This is a genomic window from Neisseria sp. P0001.S007 (assembly GCF_051963655.1).
Classification (GTDB): domain Bacteria; phylum Pseudomonadota; class Gammaproteobacteria; order Burkholderiales; family Neisseriaceae; genus Neisseria; species Neisseria subflava_A.
This window is the reverse complement of the sequence record NZ_JBQCUB010000003.1, coordinates 118982-136821: the sequence shown is the minus strand read 5'-3', so window position 1 is coordinate 136821 and position 17840 is coordinate 118982. Positions and strand designations below refer to the sequence as shown.

Here is a 17840-nt window from a genome sequence, read left to right as displayed (position 1 = left end):
TCTGAACGTATAGTTTCAGACGGCCTTTAGTTTTACCAATTCACGCGGACAGCCCTGCTGCCGAGCAATGTTTCCAGTTCGTCAAACAAGGCAGTGCTTGGTGTTACCATCCATTTGGGCGCAATTTTCAATTTGCCTGATGCTTTGCCGTTGCTGTACGACAGTTGCAGCGGAATGTGCGACGTGTCGGGCAGTCGGTGGGCGGTGAGGATGGCGGCGAGGCGTGCGATGTCATGACCGGGGGAGAGGGCGAGGCTGAGGCTGCGGGCGTAGCGTTCGCGCGCCATTTGCAGGGTCATGACTTGGTTTGCCATGATGCGCAGCCCGTCGCCGCCGCCGTAGTCGTCGCGGCTGACTTTGGATTCGATAATCAGCACTTGGTCGGATTTGAGGTAGTCGGCGCAGTTTTCCAGTGTCTGGCCACTGACCATGATTTCAATCTGCCCGCTTAAATCTTCAAGGCTGACGAAGGAGATTTTGCCGCGTTTGCCCATCATGGTGCGTACGGCGGTAACGAATCCGGCGAGGCGCACGCTGTCTTGCGGTTTCAGACGGCCTAATTTGGTCGGGGCGATTTGGCGGACTTCTTGGGCATATGGGCCGAACGGGTGGCCGGAGAGGTAGAAGCCGATGACGGTTTTTTCTTCGGCGAGTTTTTCCGACTCGCTCCACATGGGCGCGTCAACGAGCTGCACCGGTTCGATGGCGTCTTCCATCATGTCGAAAAGCCCGCCCTGATTGGCGTTGGCAGCTTTTTGGTCGGCATTGTTCATGGCGAGGTCGATGTTTGCCAAGAGCATGGCGCGGTTGGGTTCGATGCTGTCGAACGCGCCGCCGCGTATCAGGGCTTCGAGGGTGCGGCGGTTCATGTGTTCTTTGCCGACGCGCTCGCAGAAGTCCAAGAGGCCGGTAAACTTGCCGCCGCTTTGCCGCGCGGCGATGATGGATTCGACGGCGGCTTCACCCGTGCCTTTAATCGCGCCGAGTGCGTAGCGGATTTTCATGTTCGGATACGGCGTGAAGCGGTAGTCGGATTCGTTGATGTCGGGTGGCAGGAACTCGATGCCGTTGGCGCGGCAGTCGTCGTAGAAATGCTTGAGCTGGTCGGTATTGTCCAATTCAGACGACATGGTCGCCGCCATAAATTCGGCGGGGTAGTGGGCTTTAAGCCATGTGGTCTGGTAGGAAATCAGGGCGTAGGCGGCGGCGTGGGATTTGTTGAAACCGTAGCCGGCGAATTTTTCCATATAGTTGAAGATTTCGTCGGATTTTTCGCGCGAAATGCCTTGTTTTGCCGCACCTTCGGCGAAGATTTCTCGGTGTTTCACCATTTCTTCGGGTTTTTTCTTACCCATGGCGCGACGCAGCAAGTCCGCGCCGCCGAGCGAGTAGCCGCCGATAATTTGCGCCGCCTGCATCACTTGTTCCTGATACACCATAATGCCGTAGGTCGGCGCGAGGATATCTTCGAGCAGCGGGTGGATGTATTGGAATTCCTGACCTTTCATGCGCGCGACAAAGTCGGGAATGTTGTCCATCGGGCCGGGACGGTAGAGCGATACGAAGGCGATGAGTTCTTCAAACTTGGTCGTATGCGCCGTTTTCAGCATTTTTTTCATGCCGGTCGACTCGAACTGGAAGACGGCGGTGGTGTTCGCATCGCGGAAGATTTGGTAGGCGGCTTGGTCGTCAAGCGGAATCTTGCCGACATCGACGATATCGCCGGTGGTGTTTTTGATGTTGTTCTGCGCCATTTCGATAATGGTCAGGTTGCGCAGACCCAAAAAGTCGAATTTCACCAAACCCACGTCTTCCACGTCGCCTTTGTCGTACATGGATACGGGCGAGGCGGATTCGTCCGCCTGATACACGGGGCTGTAATCGGAAATCTTGCCCGGCGCAATCAACACGCCGCCTGCGTGCATACCCAAACCGCGCGTCAGGTCTTCCAGCTTTTTCGCCAGTGTAATCAGTTCGTCCGCTTCTTCCGCTTCGATTAATTCCTGAATTTGCGGTTCGGCCTCCATGGCTTTTTCCAAACTCAGGGGTTTGTTGGCTTCCAACGGAATCAGCTTGGACAGTTTGTCGCATAGCATGAACGGCAGTTCCAGCACACGCCCTACGTCGCGGATGACCGCTTTGGATGACATCGTGCCGAAGGTGACAATCTGGCTGACCGCTTCTGCGCCGTATTTCTCGCGCACATATTCAATCACGCGGCCGCGGTTTGCCTGACAGAAGTCCACGTCGAAGTCGGGCATGGAGACGCGTTCAGGGTTTAAGAAACGCTCGAACAGCAGCGCGTATTTGAGCGGATCAAGGTCGGTAATCTTCAATGAATACGCCACCAGCGAACCTGCACCCGAACCACGGCCCGGCCCTACTGGACAGCCGTGTGTTTTCGCCCAGTTGATAAAGTCTTGTACGATAAGGAAATAGCCGGGGAATTTCATCTGGATGATGATGTTCAGCTCAAAATCCAAACGTTCTTGATATTCCGGCATTTTTGCCGCACGCTCCGCCTCGTCGGGATAAAGCTGAACCATGCGTTCCTGCAAACCCTCGTTGGACAACTTCACCAAATAATCGTCCAGCGACAGGCCGTCCGGAGTAGGGAAGAGCGGCAGGAAGTTTTTGCCCAATGTGATGTGCAGATTGCAGCGTTTGGCAATTTCCACCGTGTTTTCCAAGGCTTCGGGTAAATCGGCGAAACGTTCGGCCATAGTTTCCGGTGGAATGAAAAATTGGCTCGGCGTGAAATCGCGCGGACGTTTTTTGTCCGTCAATACCCAGCCGCCTGCGATGCACACCCGCGCCTCGTGTGCGTTGAAATCGTCGCGGCTCATAAACTGTGTCGGATGCGTCGCCACCACCGGCAAACCCAGTTCCTCCGCCAGCTTCACGCTGCCGGAAACGCAAGTCTCCCATTCAGGGCGTTCGGGCAGGCGTTGCAGCTCTAAATAAAACGCATCGGGGAACCACGCCGCATATTTCAACGCCGCCGTACGCGCCGCGTCTTCATTGCCGTTTAAGAGATTCACGCCCACTTCGCCGTAATGCGCGCCGCTCAAACAAATCAAGCCACTATTGTCGCCGTTTTCCAGCCATTTGGGGTTGAGTTCCGCATGATGGATATTGCGGTCTTTGCCGACATAAGCCTCCGTCAAAAGCTCGCTCAAGCGCAGATAACCCGCATCGTTGCGGATAATCAGCATGGCGCGAAACGGCTTGTCAGGCGCATTCGGATTGCCTATCCACACATCCGCCGCGCCGATGGGCTTAATCCCTGCGCCGCGGCAGGCTTTATAGAATTTCACCAAGCCGAATTCGTTCATTAAATCGCTGATGCCCAAAGCAGGTAAACCGTATTCCTGCGCTTTGGCAATCAGTTTTTTAATCCGCACCATACCGTCGGTAATCGAGAATTCGGTATGCAGGCGCAGGGGGATGTAGGTCGGCTCGGTCATGGCAAAATCGGCGTGAACAATAAAAGGCGTATTGTAGCAGGGTTGGCAGCTAAAGGCCGTCTGAAAACCAAATGTAATGAGGTTGGATAAAGCAAATAAAACAGAAGGGGGCTTTCTTTCAGACGGCCATGTTAAAATATCGCCATTATTGAAAAGGATTAAATGATGGAAGCAACTGTCTATCTTGAAGACAACGAATACATCGCTTTATGCGACCTGTTGAAATTGGCCGGCCTAGCTGAAAGTGGCGGACAGGCAAAAGCGTTTATCGCCGAAGGGCTGGTGTTGCGCAACGGCGAAACTGAAATGCGCAAAACCGCCAAAATACGCGGCGGCGAAGTGATTGAGTTTGATGGTGCGCGCTTGGAAATCACCGATGGATACGACCCTGAAGAATAAAGCCGAAGCCATCTTGGGCGAGCCGTTGTTAGACGAACCTGTTCGCCCCGAGTCGTGGGAATGTTGCGGCAGCGAATGCGGCGATGCCTGTATCCAGACAATGTATTGGGTGGAAAAAGCCCGATATGATGCGCAACAGAGGAAATTGAAAGAAGCAGGTTGGATAGACGGCGAAGATGGTGCAAAGGCCGTCTGAAAATGATTGGGCTTGATAGGAGCTGTGTTTCAAACAATGCTGCATTAAAGCCAATGCCGTCTGAAAGTTTCAGACGGCATTGGCTTTTTTAAAGTTTAAATTAAGATTGTGTTACCTCGGAAGCGGTTGCATTTTCAGGTGTGCCAGGTGCAGCATCGGCAGGAGCCTGATAATCTGTATTTTGCGATGAAGAGGGCTCGGCATTGTCATGTTTATGATGCTTATCATGTTTACCAAAGTGTCGTTTGTCCTGATCGTCATCTTGTGCTACTGCCAATACTTTGCCGTTTTGAGCATCAACCAAAGCTTCGTATTCGACGCCGTCTTTCAAGATTTCTACTTTGTAACGGCCGCCCAAATGTTGTTTGTATTTGTAATCGACATCTTTAACGACGCCGCCCACTTCTGCTACCGCTGCTGCGGCTGCTTGCTGGCCGGAAACCTTTGCGAACATACCTTCTTTGAAAGCCATGGTACCTGCCGCACCGGCAACGCCCAAACTTGAAGCAATAATACCGGCAATGATGAGTTTTTTTGAAATAAAAGCGTTAATGCGTTTCATGATTTTCTTTCCTACTGTGTTGTTGAACGATGAATGTATTCTATGCCTCAACAATTAGCTGAACATGAGCAAAACGCTAAGATGTGTAATGGGTTGCAATACTAAAATTAACACTTTAATAATAATGGAGATCGAAGCCGCGCTTTCAGACGGCCTTGCTAATATGTTGTGATGGCATATTTGGCGGGGATTGTGGTTTGCGTGTGAAAACAAAAAAGCGTGATGAAAAAAGGGCATGTGTGAGACATGCCCCGGATTAAATGGTAAACGCGATGGTGAGAAACCAAATGACGGAATAAGATTTGCGGTTGGTCAACTTATCTTATTCCGCCTTGTTTTACAATCATTCAGGCGATGCTTCGCCTGCAAGATTCTTGATTTCTTCGCGATGCGCGTCAAACCATGAACCGACCACCTGATTGACTTCGTCCATGCCTTGTTTTTTCAGGCTGGAGAACAGTTGAACGCTGATTTTTTGACGCTCAGTGTAGGGTTTGAGTGATTTTTTTACCGCCGCCAAAGTTTTAATCTGGTCGTTTTTAGACAGCTTGTCTGCTTTTGACAGCAGGATATGCACAGGGCGACCAGTGATGTGGAAAAAGTCCAGCATTTGAATGTCTAAAGCCTTAAGCGGATGGCGCGAGTCCATAATCAAAATCAGGCCGATCAGTTGGCGGCGTTGTTGCAGGTAGTTGCCCAAGAGTTTGACCCAGTGCGCACGAATGGCCTCCGGTACTTGCGCGTAGCCGTAGCCGGGCAAGTCGACCATGAAATTGCCGTTTTCCAGTTCAAAGAAATTAATGTGTTGGGTGCGGCCCGGTGTTTTGGAAACGTAGGCAAGACGCACATGATTGGTTAAAGTATTGATAGCGCTGGATTTGCCGGCATTGCTTCGGCCGACAAAGGCAATCTCGGCCGGCGTGTCGGGCAGGTCTTTCAGATGGTTGACCGTTGTAAAGAATTTGGCGTTTTGAAAAAGGTTCATCAGTATTTCCTTGCATGGAAACAAAACTGCAACATCATAATTTGTATCGGGCATTTATGTTGCAGCAGTTTGGTAATTTGAGTAGTAATTTAATGTAAACTTGGTATAGAATAGCACGTTTATAGAATTATCGGTTTTAATCGGGAAAATTCCCCGGTATTTGAGTATAAAAAAGGCATTGACGCGGTACGCAATGCTGTAATCAGGAGCACTCCATGAAACGATTGACTTTATTGGCCTTGGTATTGGCTGCCGGTGCGGTTTCCGCTGCCCCTAAAGCAGATGCTGAAAAAGGCAAACAGGTAGCGACTACTATCTGTGCGGCGTGTCACGCAGCCGATGGTAACAGCGGTATCGCAACTTATCCTAAACTGGCAGGTCAGGCCGCGGCCTACACCTACGGTCAAACCATGGCCATCAAAGACGGTACCCGTACGCACGGTGCTGCCGGCGTAATGAAACCGATGGTGATGAACTTGTCCGAACAAGACATCCGCGACGCTGCCGCCTACTATGCCAAACAACAAGGCAAACCGGGCGAAGCCAATCCTAAAGAAAACCCAGAGCTGGGCGCAAAAATCTATCGCGGCGGCCTGAGCGCTAAAAAACTGCCGGCATGTATGTCTTGCCACGGTCCTAGCGGCGCAGGTATCCCTGGCGGCGGTACTGAAATCCAAGCCTATCCTCGTCTGGGCGGCCAACACAAGGCTTACGTTGTCGAGCAAATGAAAGCTTACCAATCCGGCCAACGCAAAAACGCCATCATGGCCGATATTGCCAACCGCCTGAGCGAAGAAGAGTTGAACGCAGTAGCCAACTTCATCCAAGGTTTGCACTAATTTCGTTTTGAAACGAGCTTATTGATACAGGCCGTCTGAAAACCCTTCAGACGGCCTTAGCCAATATAGGCCGATAAGCCTGATTGTTTTTTTCAAATAGCGACAGCAAGATTTTTACTACAATATGCAGTATTCTTCCTTTCGCATCATAACGTCCATCGCAGCCCGATTGATTGGGTTGTTCAAAGCCGACAGTTGAAACATGAGTAAATCTTCATCATCCGTCCCACTCATCCGCAGACCGTGGTTTGCCTTTTTCAGCTCCATGCGTTTTGCCGTCGCCCTGCTCAGCCTGTTGGGCGTGGCTTCGATTATCGGTACGGTCTTGCAGCAAAACCAGCCACAAGTCGATTATTTGGTGAAATTCGGCCCGTTTTGGTCGCAGATTTTCGGCTTTTTGGGCTTGTACGACGTGTACGCCTCGGCGTGGTTCGTTGTCATCATGATGTTTTTGGTGATTTCCACCGGATTGTGCCTGATTCGCAATGTTCCGCCGTTTTTGCGCGAGATTCGTTCGTTCCGTGAAAACGCGAAGGAAAAATCACTGGCGGCAATGCGCCATTCCATCGTTTTAGACGGACAGGTGACGCCCGAAGTCGCGCAACGATATTTGGAAGTACAAGGCTACGGCTGCAAAACCGTTACGCGTGAAGACGGTTCGGTTTTGGTGGCGGCGAAAAAAGGCGCGATGAACAAATGGGGCTATATCTTTGCCCATGCCGCGCTGATTGTGATTTGTTTGGGCGGTTTGATAGACAGCAATATCCTGCTGAAAATCGGTATGCTCACCGGCCAAGTCGTGCCGGACAATACGGCGGTTTACGCCAAAGACTTTAAGCCTGAAAGCGTGTTGGGTGAATCCAACCTGTCGTTTAGGGGCAATGTCAATATCGCGGAAGGGCAGAGCGCGGACGTGGTGTTTCTGAATGCGGATAACGGCATGCTGGTGCAAGACCTGCCGTTTTCGGTCAAATTAAAGAAATTCCATATAGACTTTTACGATACCGGTATGCCGCGCGATTTTGCCAGCGATTTGGAAGTAACGGACAAGGCAACCGGCAAAGTCAGCGAACACACCATCCGCGTCAACCATCCTTTGACGCTGCACGGTATTACGGTTTATCAGGCAAGTTTTGCCGACGGCGGCTCTGACTTGACGTTTAAAGCGTGGAATCTGGCTGATGCCGACCGCACTCCGGTCAAACTCAAAGCGACTTCCATGCGTGAGTTTCCGCTGGATTTGGGCAAGACCTCTTATAAACTGGAATTCGACCAGTTTACTTCGATGAACGTCGAAGACATGAGTGAGCCGTCTGAAAAAGAACAAAACCTGAAATCCGCCATCAACGATGTTCGCTCCGTCCGTCAGGAAGGCAAAAAATACACCAACATCGGTCCGTCTATCGTTTACCGTATCCGCGACAAAGCAGGGCAGGCGGTCGAATATAAAAACTATATGTTGCCGGTAAAACAAGATGAAGACTATTTCTTCATTACCGGCACACGCAGCGGTTTGGCGCAGCAATACCGTTGGTTGCGCATTCCGATGGATAAAAACGGCCAAATCGATACCTTTATGGCTTTGCGCCAATATCTGAAAGATGATGCGGCACGCCGTAAAACCGTTGCTAATGCCGTTAAAGGCGCGCCTGCCGAAATCCGTGAGCAATTCATGGCAGCGGCGGAAAACACTTTGTCGATTTTTGCCAAAGGCGGCTATTTGGCTTTGGACGAATTTGTTACCACCAATATTCCGAAAGAGCAGCAGGAAAAAATGCAGGGCTATTTCTATGAGATGCTCTATGGCGTGATGAATGCCGCTCTGGAAGATACGATCAGCACATACAATCTGCCGGCTTGGCCGCAAGATGAAAAACGCAACCGCTTCCTGCTGCACGCAATGGATGCCTATACCGGTCTGACCGAATATCCCGCGCCAATGATGCTGCAACTGGAAAGTTTTACCGAAGTGCGCTCTTCCGGCCTGCAGATGACCCGTTCGCCGGGCGCATTCTTGGTGTATTTGGGTTCGGTATTGCTGGTGTTGGGTACGGTGTTTATGTTCTATATTCGTGAAAAACGCGCTTGGCTGCTGTTTTCAGACGGCCGTATCCGTTTTGCCATGTCTTCCAGCCGCAACGAACGCGACTTTCAGAAAGAATTTCCGCAACACACACGGCAATTGCAGCAGCTTGCCAAGGATTTGAACCATGAATAACAAACATCAGGCCTTGCCCGAGCATGAGCTTCTGACACACAAATCATTTATCCGAAACCTCAACCTTTTCGACTGGGCATTCGCACTGCTGATTGCAGTCGGTGCGTTTATTGCCCAAACCCAGTCCGGTCTGCATATGGACATCTACGAAATGGTGATTTTGTGGGCGAGTGCCGGTATTGCCGTTTTTCTGGGTTGGTTTTTCAAACCGATGCGCTGGTTTATCCCTTTGGGCGTGTGCTTGGCGTATTTGGCCGTTGATTTGTATGGCGGCAACATCAAACACGCAGACGGATTCCTGCTCAAATACCTGTTAAGCAGTCAGTCGGCGATTATGTGGCAATGCGCGTTTGTGTTCTTCGCCTTGTTTGCCTATATCGTCGGCGCGATAGCGGCGGTGCGCAAAAATGTGCCGTCCAATACGCTTTTGGGCATGGGTACCGTGTTTGCATGGGTTTCCGCGATGGCAGGCTTTGTCGGCCTGCTGGTACGTTGGCATGAAAGCTATCTGCTGCGTCCCGATGCCGGCCATATTCCGGTTTCCAACCTTTACGAAGTATTCATCTTGTTCTTGGTCATTACGGCGCTGATGTATCTCTATTACGAAGGTCGTTTTGCCGTACAAAAATTGGGTGGCTTCGTCTTCAGCTTTATGGCGATTGTGGTCGGATTTGTCTTGTGGTACAGCGTTTCACGCGAGGCGCATGCCATTCAGCCGCTGATTCCGGCTTTGCAGTCTTGGTGGATGAAAATCCACGTTCCGGCCAACTTTATCGGCTACGGCGCATTCTGTATCGCCGCCATGCTGGGTATTGCCGAACTGCTGGCACTCAGAAAAGAAGATGCAGGCAAAAAATCATGGCTGCCACACTCGCAGGTCATTGAAGAAGTCATGTACAAAGCGATTGCCGTCGGTTTCTTGTTCTTTACTATTGCCACCATTCTCGGCGCATTGTGGGCGGCTGACGCGTGGGGCCGCTATTGGAGCTGGGACCCGAAAGAGACTTGGGCATTCATCGTTTGGCTGAATTACGCTATCTGGTTGCATTTGCGGCTGGTGGCAGGCTGGCGCGGCAAAGTGTTGGCTTGGTGGGCGGTCATCGGCCTGGTCATTACCGCCTTTGCCTTTATCGGCGTGAATATGTTCTTGAGCGGCCTGCATTCTTACGGCACTTTGTAAGTAGCTTATCCCGCACTTTATTTCAGACGGCCTTTTTCCGTTTTCGGGGAAAACGCCGTCTGAATCGTTTTTAATCATTTTTTCAGACGGCCTCAAACCATGTTGGTATTAGGAATTGAATCATCTTGTGACGAAACCGGCGTTGCGCTCTACGATACCGAGCGCGGCCTGTTGGCGCATCATTTGCACACACAAATGGCGATGCACGCCGAATACGGCGGCGTTGTCCCCGAATTGGCCAGCCGCGACCATATCCGCCGTGTCGTGCCGTTGACGCAAGGTTGCTTGAAGGAAGCAGGCGTAGGCTATGCCGACATCGACGCGGTTGCCTTTACGCAAGGTCCGGGCTTGGGTGGCGCATTACTGGCCGGTTCAGGCTTCGCCAATGCCTTGGCATTTGCCATCGGCAAGCCCGTTATCCCCGTTCACCATCTTGAAGGCCATTTGCTCTCGCCTTTATTGGCAGACGACAAACCTAAATTTCCATTTGTCGCTTTGCTGGTGTCGGGCGGACATACGCAATTTATGGCTGTACGCGGTATCGGCGATTACACCTTGCTGGGTGAAAGCGTGGACGATGCAGCAGGCGAAGCGTTTGATAAAACGGCCAAGCTTTTGGGCCTGCCTTATCCCGGCGGTGCCAAATTATCCGAGCTGGCCAAACTCGGCACGCCTGATGCCTTCACATTCCCACGCCCCATGCTCCATTCGCACGATTTGCAGATGAGCTTTTCCGGTTTGAAAACTGCCGTTTTGACCGCTGTCGAAAAAGTCCGTGCCGAAACAGGCAACGATGAAATTCCCGAGCAGACGCGTAACGACATTTGCCGCGCTTTCCAAGATGCGGTGGTTGACGTATTGGCGGCCAAAGCCAAAAAAGCGTTGTTGGATACCGGCTTCAGAACTTTGGTGGTTGCCGGCGGTGTGGGTGCAAACTGGAAACTGCGTGATGAATTTTCGCGCTTAACCGTCAAAATGCCATCTGAAAAAGGCAAATCCAAACCTCAGGAAGAAAAAATCAACGTCTATTTCCCGCCGATGGCATATTGCACCGACAACGGCGCAATGATTGCCTTTGCCGGCGCGATGCGTCTTGCCGAGCGTCAGGCTGTCGGCGCATTCAATGTCAAGCCGCGCTGGCCGCTGTCGGATATTGTGAAGCAGGGCTGATGCATTAGACTGCTTCGATGCAATGAAAGGCCGTCTGAAAACCCAAAAATATGGTTTTCAGACGGCCTTTGAATGTAATTTTTTTTGATTTTTTAATCATAATAGAAAAATTATCTTTGTTATATAAAAAAATATGAGAAATTTTTTCACACATTTTCTTTACAATATCAATATTGATTTATCTAGGAAGGCTGTCTGAAATGACGAATTTATCCAAAGGTTTGCTGGCGGCCATAACGTCCAATGTATTGTTTGCCATGCTTTTTCTGTACGGCGTATGGATGCAGCCGATGAGCGGCACGGAAATTTTTGCGTGGCGTATGGTGGCGATGCTGTCGGCTTTATGCGTGCTGATGACGATGGTCAACGGTTGGCAGGCGGCGGCGCGGTTTGCGAACAATATCGGCCGCGATTGGAAGCGGTGGCTGTTGATTGTATTGCCGACGCCGATATTTGCCAGCCAGTTGTGGCTGTTTGTCTGGGGGCCGGTCAACGGCGAAGGGGTAAACATCGCCATGGGTTATTTCCTGTTTCCTTTGGCGATGATGCTGGGTGGACGGATTTGGTTTAAAGAGCGTTTAAACCGATTGCAGATGGTTGCCGTTGCGTTGGCATGTGCAGGCGTAGCATGTGAATTGGTACGGTCGGGTGCGTTTTCGTGGACGACTGTATGGGTGTTCGGTACTTATCCGTTTTATTATCTGCCGCGCCGAAAACTCGGCGTGCCTTCTTTAATCGGTCTGACTTTTGATTTGATGATGATTACGCCATTTGCGTTGGCGTATATTGTGCTGGCAACGGATACACCCGCGATGATTGCGGCCAAACCAGTTTTAATTTTCTTTATTGTGTTGCTAGGCTTCAATAGCGCAATATCTATGCACTTGAATTTGAAGGCGAGTCAGTTGTTGCAGGTTGCGGTGTTCGGTATGTTGAGCTATTTGGAACCTGTATTGCTTTTTATCGTGTCGATTGTGTGGCTGGGCGAGCCGGTAGAAAAAGGCGCATTGATCGGCTATGGCCTGATTTGGTCGGGATTGTGCGTGATGATTGTCAATGGCTTGTTGGGAATGAAGAAAGAAAAGAAATTGGCTAAAGCTTGATGATAGATTGAGGCCGTCTGAAAAATGGGTTGACCAATATTTTCAGACGGCCTTTGATATTGAAAGGGACGTATCGGATACGCCCCTTTTGTTTTACCAGCTTTGGGCGACACGGTCGGCTTCTTGCAGGCGTTCGACTGTGCCGACGTCCAACCAAAGGCCGTTGTGGTGTTCGCCGCTGATTTGGCTTTGGCTCATGGCTTGACGCAACAGAGGGGCAAGTTTGGCAGCCTGATGCGCCGGGGTATCTTTGAAAAGTGCGGGATGATAAACGCCCACGCCGCTGAAAGTCAGGGCTTGGCCGTCTGCAGATGAGGCGGATACCAGGCCGTCTGAAAGCAGGCCGAAGTCGCCTTCGGGATGGTGTGGTGGATTGTCCACCAGCCATAAATGGGCGAGAAGGTTGTGTTCCTGCATACGCTGGGCAGCCAGTCGTGCAGCTTGGAAATCAATGTCAGTCAACACATCGCCATTGACGACCAAAAACGGCTCGTCGCCCAAAAGAGGCAGGGCAGTGGCAATGCCACCGGCGGTTTCCAGGCCTCCGGCGAGTTCTGGAGAATAGGCAATGCGCACGCCGTAGTCCGAACCGTCTTTCAAGGTATCTTCGATTTGTTGGCCAAGCCAGGCATGGTTGATGACGATTTCAGTGAAACCGGCCTGTTGCAGGCGGCGCAAGTGCCAACCGATAAGCGGCGTGCCTGCTACTTCGAGTAAGGGTTTGGGTGTGTGGTCGGTCAAGGGGCGCATGCGTTCGCCGCGACCGGCGGCCAGTATCATTGCTTTCATGAGGGTGCCTATAATGTATGAGCCAGAAAAGGTCTCAGGCCGTCTGAAAAATGAAACCGATGTTTCAGACGGCCTGAGACCTTTATTTATCCAAATATTTGAATTGCCTACGAAAATACAGCAATGCCGGTGCTTGTGTGTCGGTATTGCGGATTTCGTTGATCTGAACGAAAAAGACGTAATGCGTGCCGATTTCGCGTTGATCGACAATGCTGCCGTGCAGGTGCGCCAGCGCGCCTTCTACCTCGAGCTGTCCGGTTTGTCCCCTGTGCCAAATATGGTATTCGAAGCGTTCTTCGGGCGATAGGTCGGTCAGTCCGGCAAAGTGTTCGGCGACATCCTGCTGGCTGTCGTTGAGCGTGTTGATACACAAATCACGGTTGCCTTGCAGGATGGGAATGATGGCGGATTGGCGGTTGATGCACAGCATGACCGTCGGCGGCTCGTCGGTAACGGCAGTTACGGCAGTCATGGTAATGCCATAGCGTCCCGCTTCGCCGTCTGTCGTGATGACGTGTACGCCGGCGGCACAGGAGGCCATGGCATCTCGAAATGGTCTCTTGAGTGTGTGTGTTGAGTCTGTCATCCGGCTTTCTTTATTTTAATGCCTGTTCGATTTTAGCCAGCTCTGCCAAGAGTTCTTTGAGTTGTGCCATTTTTTCTTTGGATAGAACTTTTTCAATCGCATCGTAGCGTTCGTCAACCAATGCGCCGGTGGATTCATAGAGTTTCTCGCCTTCGGGCGTCAGTTTAAGGTAAACGCGGCGTTGGTCGTTGGAAGGCTTCAGGCGCACGGCCAAACCTGCTTTTTCCAAGCGGGTCAGAATGCCGGTCAGGCTGGGGCGAAGGATGCAGGCCTGATTGGCCAAATCTTGAAAGTCGAGTGTGCCGTTTTCCGCTAAGAGCCGGATGATACGCCATTGCTGGTCAGTAATATTGGCTTGGTTCAGAATAGGGCGGAATTGGGTCATCAATGCTTCCCGTGCCTGAATTAGACCGATATTGATAGATGCATGTTTAGATTGGTTGGGCATTACTAAGTCTCCGGTGTTATCAAAAATCAAACCGTTGAAGCGTGAGGTAGATTGATAAAGGCGAATATTGCTGTTTTTTTAATGCTGCCGTCGGCAGCCGGGTTTATGGGAACAAAAGCATCACTGCCACAATATTAGATGAGAATCTCTAACAGTTTGTTTTGATAATAATGTTTCCAATTGTTCTTATGGTTATATCTTAGTCTATTTTCTTTATAATCTCAACAAAATGATATGTTATTGGGAAAGCGATAGTTTATTTATTTATGAAATTGAATTGTTTGAATGTATTCAGGTGAAATTATTCTTTAGATTTCCTATTTTTAGTGGATTTTCAATGAATTTAGCTGAAGATATTTGCCAAGTAAATTCTGATTTTTAATCCGATATAACTGGAAAGTCCGGATGTGTGATGAATCATTTTGCCATCTTTTAATATGATAATGGTTGGTGTGACGGCTATGTTCCATTTTTGAGCCATCAGGCCGTCTGAATCGTTGAAGTTTGGAAAGGATAGATTGTTTTGTTGCATATGGTGGGCAATGTCCGCGTCACTTCCGGAGCGCAAGGCTACGCCCAATGTTGGGATATTGTCTTGGTGCAGTTTTTCTATGGTTGATGATGTGTATGAACAAATACGACACCAGCTGCCCCAAAAATAAACGACGGCAACCCGATTTTGGCTGAAGGATTGGAGGGAAGTGGTTTGACCATTGGTTAAAGTCAGTGTTTGTGCTGCCGACTGCAAAGGTTGGTCAGGCTTGCGCACCCAGTCGACAATCAGGGATAAGAAGATGAAGAGAATCACAGCCTGAAGCAATGATTTGGCGTAGTGGAGCAGGGTTTTCATCATATATTGCGGGGATATTGGATTATTGTTTGATAAATGAAAAAAGCCTTGCAAAGCAAGGCTTTTTGATTCGATTCTGAAAACGTATTAACGTTTGGAGAATTGTTTTGCGCGACGTGCTTTGCGCAAACCAGGTTTTTTACGTTCAACTTCACGAGCATCGCGAGTAACGAAGCCTGCTTGAGACAGGGCTGGTTTCAGAGCTGCATCGAAGTCGATCAGTGCACGGGTGATGCCGTGACGGATGGCGCCGGATTGACCAGTTTCGCCACCACCGGTTACGTTAACTTTGATGTCGAAAGATTCGGCATTTTCAGTCAAAACCAGAGGTTGACGTACAACCATGCGGCTGGTTTCACGTGCGAAAAATTCGTCAACGGGGCGGCCGTTTACGATGATTTGGCCGGTACCTTTAGTCAAGAATACACGAGCCACTGAACTTTTGCGGCGGCCTGTGCCGTAGTAGTATTTACCGTTCATGTCGTGTCCTTATTATTTCAGTTCCAAAACTTTAGGTTGTTGTGCAGCGTGGCCGTGTTCGGCGCCGGCGTACACTTTCAGTTTTTTGATCATGGCGTAGCCCAGAGGACCTTTAGGCAACATGCCTTTTACGGCTTGTTCCAAAGCGCGGCCAGGGAATTGCTCTTGCATTTCACGGAAAGTACGCTCGTAGATGCCGCCTGGGAAACCAGAGTGACGGAAGTATTTTTTGTCTTCGAATTTAGCACCGGTCACGCGCAGTTTGTCTGCGTTGATGACGATGATGTAGTCGCCGGTATCAACGTGAGGGGTGTATTCGGGTTTGTGTTTGCCGCGCAGACGGTGTGCGACTTCGGCTGCGACACGACCCAGAACTTTGTCTTCTGCGTCAATGACGAACCATTCGCGCTTCACCTCGTGGGGTTTTGCAGAGAAGGTTTTCATGGTTGGAATCCAGATATATATAGAAAGTTATGGATTTTAAAGAGGAGATTGGTTTTTGTCAATCTTAATCGAACGTGTTTGATGCATGAATATGCGGTTTTTTCAGACGGCCGGAAATCTTTACGAAAGTCTTTACTTGGAAAGGGAAAAGCCACACCTGTCGGTATGGCTTTTTTAGGGAATCCCCACGAGTGCCGTTTAGGCTGAATCCGCTTGAACCTTGCTGACAAGGCGGTCACCTCGGGTAGTTTCGGGTGCGTCCGATAAACGGACGCTCGCGCCCACTACAGCTCCCGGCAACCTAAAGCGAACGTATTGGTTCAAAGGAATGTATGCCTTCGCGAACACCGCAGGGAAAAGGGGAAAATCAGTTTTACTCCAAGCGCGCCAGTGCTTTTTGGCACGCGTTGTTCATGTCGGTTATTCTACGCTCAAATTCACCGATTGCCAAATCGTCGTTGAGGGTGGCTTTCAAGAGGTCGTGTACAACGTTGAGGGCTGCCATGACGACGATTTTGTCCGTGCCGACGATGCGGCCGCTTTCTTTAATCGCATCGCTTTTTTTGTTTAGCATTTCAACGGCTTGCAGGAGGGTGGCTTTTTCTTCACTCGGCGTGTTGATGGTGAAGTTGACATTCATGATGTCGAGATTGACTTGTTCGATACTCACGAGGCATCCTTTTATTGTTGTGTTTCTTGGGGCAATCGGGCAATGAGGCTGCGGATTTGGTCTGCACTTTGGGCCAGCGCGTTGCGGTAGTTTTCTTTTTCGGCAGTCAGGTTGTCAATTTTGCTTTGCAGGTCTTCTTTGAGTTTGCCGACTTGAACCAGCAAGGCTTCACTAAGTTCGTCAATGGCAGCGTCGTGTTGGTGTTTTTGTTGCTCTTGCTCGAGTTTGAGTCTGTCGATTTCTTCGTTGAGACGGCGGTTTTCTGAAACCAGCGTTTCAAATTTTTGGACAAGTTGGTAAACGTTGATTTCCAGATTGTTCAGTGATTGGTTCATGTGTTTCCCTTCAGACGGCCTGATGGCCGCCATATTGTGCGTCAGGCCGTCTGAATGGCAGACGGCGCGACCGTTTATTCGAAGCGCGCGCTTCGTTCCATCAGTCGTTCAACGACTTGCTGCGGGGTCATTTCTTTGCGGATGAGTTGTAGCAGGGTTTGAGTGATGGGCATATCGATTTGGTATTTGGCAGCGGTGTTGAAGACTTCTTCAATGGTGCTGACGCCTTCGGAAACGTGGCCGATTTCAACAAGCACTTGATGCAACTCTTTGCCTTCTGCGAGGCCGAGGCCGACGCGGCGGTTGCGCGAGAGTGCGCCGGTACAGGTTAGGATAAGGTCGCCGATGCCTGCCAAGCCCATCATGGTTTTAGGTTGTGCGCCCATGGCGATGGCAAGGCGGGTGATTTCGGCAAGGCCGCGTGTTACTAAGGCTGCGCGTGCATTGAGGCCGTATTCGAGGCCGTCTGAAAGGCCGGTGGCAATTGCCATGACGTTTTTAACGGCACCGCCCACAGCGACGCCGATGACGTCGGTGCTGCCGTACAGACGCATCACGTTGGTGTTCAGTTGGGCAGTGGTTTCCTCCACCCAGTCTTTGTTTTCGGAGGCAAGCACGACGGCGCAAGGTAGTTGTGCTGCAAGTTCTTGGGCAAAGCTCGGTCCTGAGAGAACGCCGATTTTTTTATTGTTAGGCAGGACTTCTTTCAGTACTTGGAAAGTCAAAAGGCCGGTATCTTGTTCAAAACCTTTGCAGGCGGCGAGAACGGGAATATCGGCGGCGTTATGCTGTTTGAGCAACTCGGCGCTGCTTCTGAGTCCGGCTACGGAGGTGACGATCAGGGCAAGTTGGCTGTCTTTCAGCGCTTCTCCCAAATCGGCATGAGCGGTCAGGGACTCAGGGAAAGGGAAGCCGGGCAGGCCGCGTTTGTTTTCGCGATCTGCTTGCAGGGTGCGGATTTGGTCGGGATTGCGTGTCCAAAGTGCAACTTCATTGTTGTGGTGCGCAAAGTGCAACGCGAGAGCTGTACCCCACGAACCTGCGCCGATGACGGTAATTTTCATGTTTCTCTTCCATATGGGAACGGGGCTTACTTTAAAACAAACGGCTTTGGGGTGC

The 17840-nt window shown here is 50.6% G+C and carries 19 protein-coding genes and 1 other RNA gene; 7 read left to right on the top strand and 13 right to left on the bottom strand.

The window, feature by feature from the left end; all coding sequences use genetic code 11:
* Positions 1-32 precede the first annotated feature (32 nt).
* Complete coding sequence (gene dnaE / locus ACTHRE_RS04750) at positions 33-3467, bottom strand: DNA polymerase III subunit alpha (RefSeq protein WP_440344863.1); 3435 nt, start codon at positions 3465-3467, stop codon at positions 33-35.
* Between the two features lie 165 nt (positions 3468-3632).
* On the opposite strand from dnaE, the gene ACTHRE_RS04745 reads away from it, so the two are divergent.
* Complete coding sequence (locus tag ACTHRE_RS04745; RefSeq protein WP_377073731.1) at positions 3633-3866, top strand: RNA-binding S4 domain-containing protein; 234 nt, start codon at positions 3633-3635, stop codon at positions 3864-3866.
* The gene (locus tag ACTHRE_RS04740; RefSeq protein ID WP_070503978.1) at positions 3844-4062 is read left to right on the top strand and encodes a hypothetical protein; all 219 of its coding nucleotides are present in this window, start codon (positions 3844-3846) and stop codon (positions 4060-4062) included. Before ACTHRE_RS04745 ends, ACTHRE_RS04740 begins: the two co-directional genes overlap by 23 nt.
* Before the next feature lie 100 nt (positions 4063-4162).
* Here ACTHRE_RS04740 and ACTHRE_RS04735 read toward each other — a convergent pair whose 3' ends face one another.
* The gene (locus ACTHRE_RS04735) at positions 4163-4624 is read right to left on the bottom strand and encodes a PepSY domain-containing protein (RefSeq protein WP_234394609.1); all 462 of its coding nucleotides are present in this window, start codon (positions 4622-4624) and stop codon (positions 4163-4165) included.
* 343 nt (positions 4625-4967) lie between these two features.
* Positions 4968-5609, bottom strand: a complete 642-nt coding sequence (gene yihA, locus ACTHRE_RS04730) for a ribosome biogenesis GTP-binding protein YihA/YsxC (protein ID WP_377073686.1) — start codon at positions 5607-5609, stop codon at positions 4968-4970.
* 215 nt (positions 5610-5824) lie between these two features.
* On the opposite strand from yihA, the gene ACTHRE_RS04725 reads away from it, so the two are divergent.
* The 5 genes from ACTHRE_RS04725 (at position 5825) to rarD (ending at position 12119) form a co-directional block, all read left to right on the top strand.
* Positions 5825-6448, top strand: coding sequence for a c-type cytochrome (locus ACTHRE_RS04725; protein ID WP_003684518.1), 624 nt, complete (start codon positions 5825-5827; stop codon positions 6446-6448).
* A gap of 265 nt (positions 6449-6713) precedes the next feature.
* Complete coding sequence (locus ACTHRE_RS04720; RefSeq protein WP_377073730.1) at positions 6714-8666, top strand: cytochrome c biogenesis protein ResB; 1953 nt, start codon at positions 6714-6716, stop codon at positions 8664-8666.
* Positions 8659-9846, top strand: a complete 1188-nt coding sequence (ccsB, locus tag ACTHRE_RS04715) for a c-type cytochrome biogenesis protein CcsB (protein WP_377073685.1) — start codon at positions 8659-8661, stop codon at positions 9844-9846. The genes ACTHRE_RS04720 and ccsB overlap by 8 nt, the downstream gene beginning before the upstream one ends.
* Before the next feature lie 99 nt (positions 9847-9945).
* Positions 9946-11016 carry a tRNA (adenosine(37)-N6)-threonylcarbamoyltransferase complex transferase subunit TsaD gene (gene tsaD, locus ACTHRE_RS04710; protein ID WP_377073684.1) on the top strand — a complete coding sequence of 357 codons (1071 nt, stop codon included), beginning with the start codon at positions 9946-9948 and terminating at the stop codon, positions 11014-11016.
* A gap of 200 nt (positions 11017-11216) precedes the next feature.
* Entirely contained in the window at positions 11217-12119 is a 903-nt protein-coding gene (gene rarD, locus ACTHRE_RS04705) for an EamA family transporter RarD (RefSeq protein ID WP_107867843.1), read from the top strand.
* 93 nt (positions 12120-12212) lie between these two features.
* Here the strand turns inward: rarD and murU are convergent, their stop codons facing one another.
* The 10 genes from murU to ACTHRE_RS04655 all read right to left on the bottom strand — a co-directional run bounded on the left by murU (position 12213) and on the right by ACTHRE_RS04655 (position 17785).
* Positions 12213-12908: an N-acetylmuramate alpha-1-phosphate uridylyltransferase MurU gene (gene murU, locus ACTHRE_RS04700; RefSeq protein ID WP_070645347.1), complete on the bottom strand. Its 696-nt coding sequence runs from the start codon at positions 12906-12908 to the stop codon at positions 12213-12215.
* Positions 12909-12990: 82 nt separating this feature from the next.
* Entirely contained in the window at positions 12991-13494 is a 504-nt protein-coding gene (gene hpaC, locus ACTHRE_RS04695; protein WP_107867842.1) for a 4-hydroxyphenylacetate 3-monooxygenase, reductase component, read from the bottom strand.
* A gap of 10 nt (positions 13495-13504) precedes the next feature.
* Complete coding sequence (hpaR, locus tag ACTHRE_RS04690; protein ID WP_003681518.1) at positions 13505-13942, bottom strand: homoprotocatechuate degradation operon regulator HpaR; 438 nt, start codon at positions 13940-13942, stop codon at positions 13505-13507.
* 343 nt (positions 13943-14285) lie between these two features.
* The gene (locus ACTHRE_RS04685; RefSeq protein WP_070460484.1) at positions 14286-14792 is read right to left on the bottom strand and encodes a protein disulfide oxidoreductase; all 507 of its coding nucleotides are present in this window, start codon (positions 14790-14792) and stop codon (positions 14286-14288) included.
* Positions 14793-14879: 87 nt separating this feature from the next.
* Positions 14880-15272, bottom strand: coding sequence for a 30S ribosomal protein S9 (gene rpsI, locus ACTHRE_RS04680; RefSeq protein WP_003681515.1), 393 nt, complete (start codon positions 15270-15272; stop codon positions 14880-14882).
* Between the two features lie 12 nt (positions 15273-15284).
* The gene (gene rplM, locus ACTHRE_RS04675) at positions 15285-15716 is read right to left on the bottom strand and encodes a 50S ribosomal protein L13 (protein WP_003684605.1); all 432 of its coding nucleotides are present in this window, start codon (positions 15714-15716) and stop codon (positions 15285-15287) included.
* Positions 15717-15894: 178 nt separating this feature from the next.
* A non-coding RNA gene (ssrS, locus tag ACTHRE_RS04670) (6S RNA) lies at positions 15895-16075 on the bottom strand.
* 14 nt (positions 16076-16089) lie between these two features.
* Complete coding sequence (locus tag ACTHRE_RS04665; protein WP_070460483.1) at positions 16090-16386, bottom strand: cell division protein ZapA; 297 nt, start codon at positions 16384-16386, stop codon at positions 16090-16092.
* An 11-nt stretch (positions 16387-16397) separates the two neighbouring features.
* On the bottom strand, positions 16398-16721 hold the full coding sequence (locus ACTHRE_RS04660; protein ID WP_039864236.1) for a hypothetical protein: 324 nt from the start codon (positions 16719-16721) through the stop codon (positions 16398-16400).
* 74 nt (positions 16722-16795) lie between these two features.
* On the bottom strand, positions 16796-17785 hold the full coding sequence (locus tag ACTHRE_RS04655; RefSeq protein ID WP_070460481.1) for an NAD(P)H-dependent glycerol-3-phosphate dehydrogenase: 990 nt from the start codon (positions 17783-17785) through the stop codon (positions 16796-16798).
* Positions 17786-17840 lie beyond the last annotated feature (55 nt).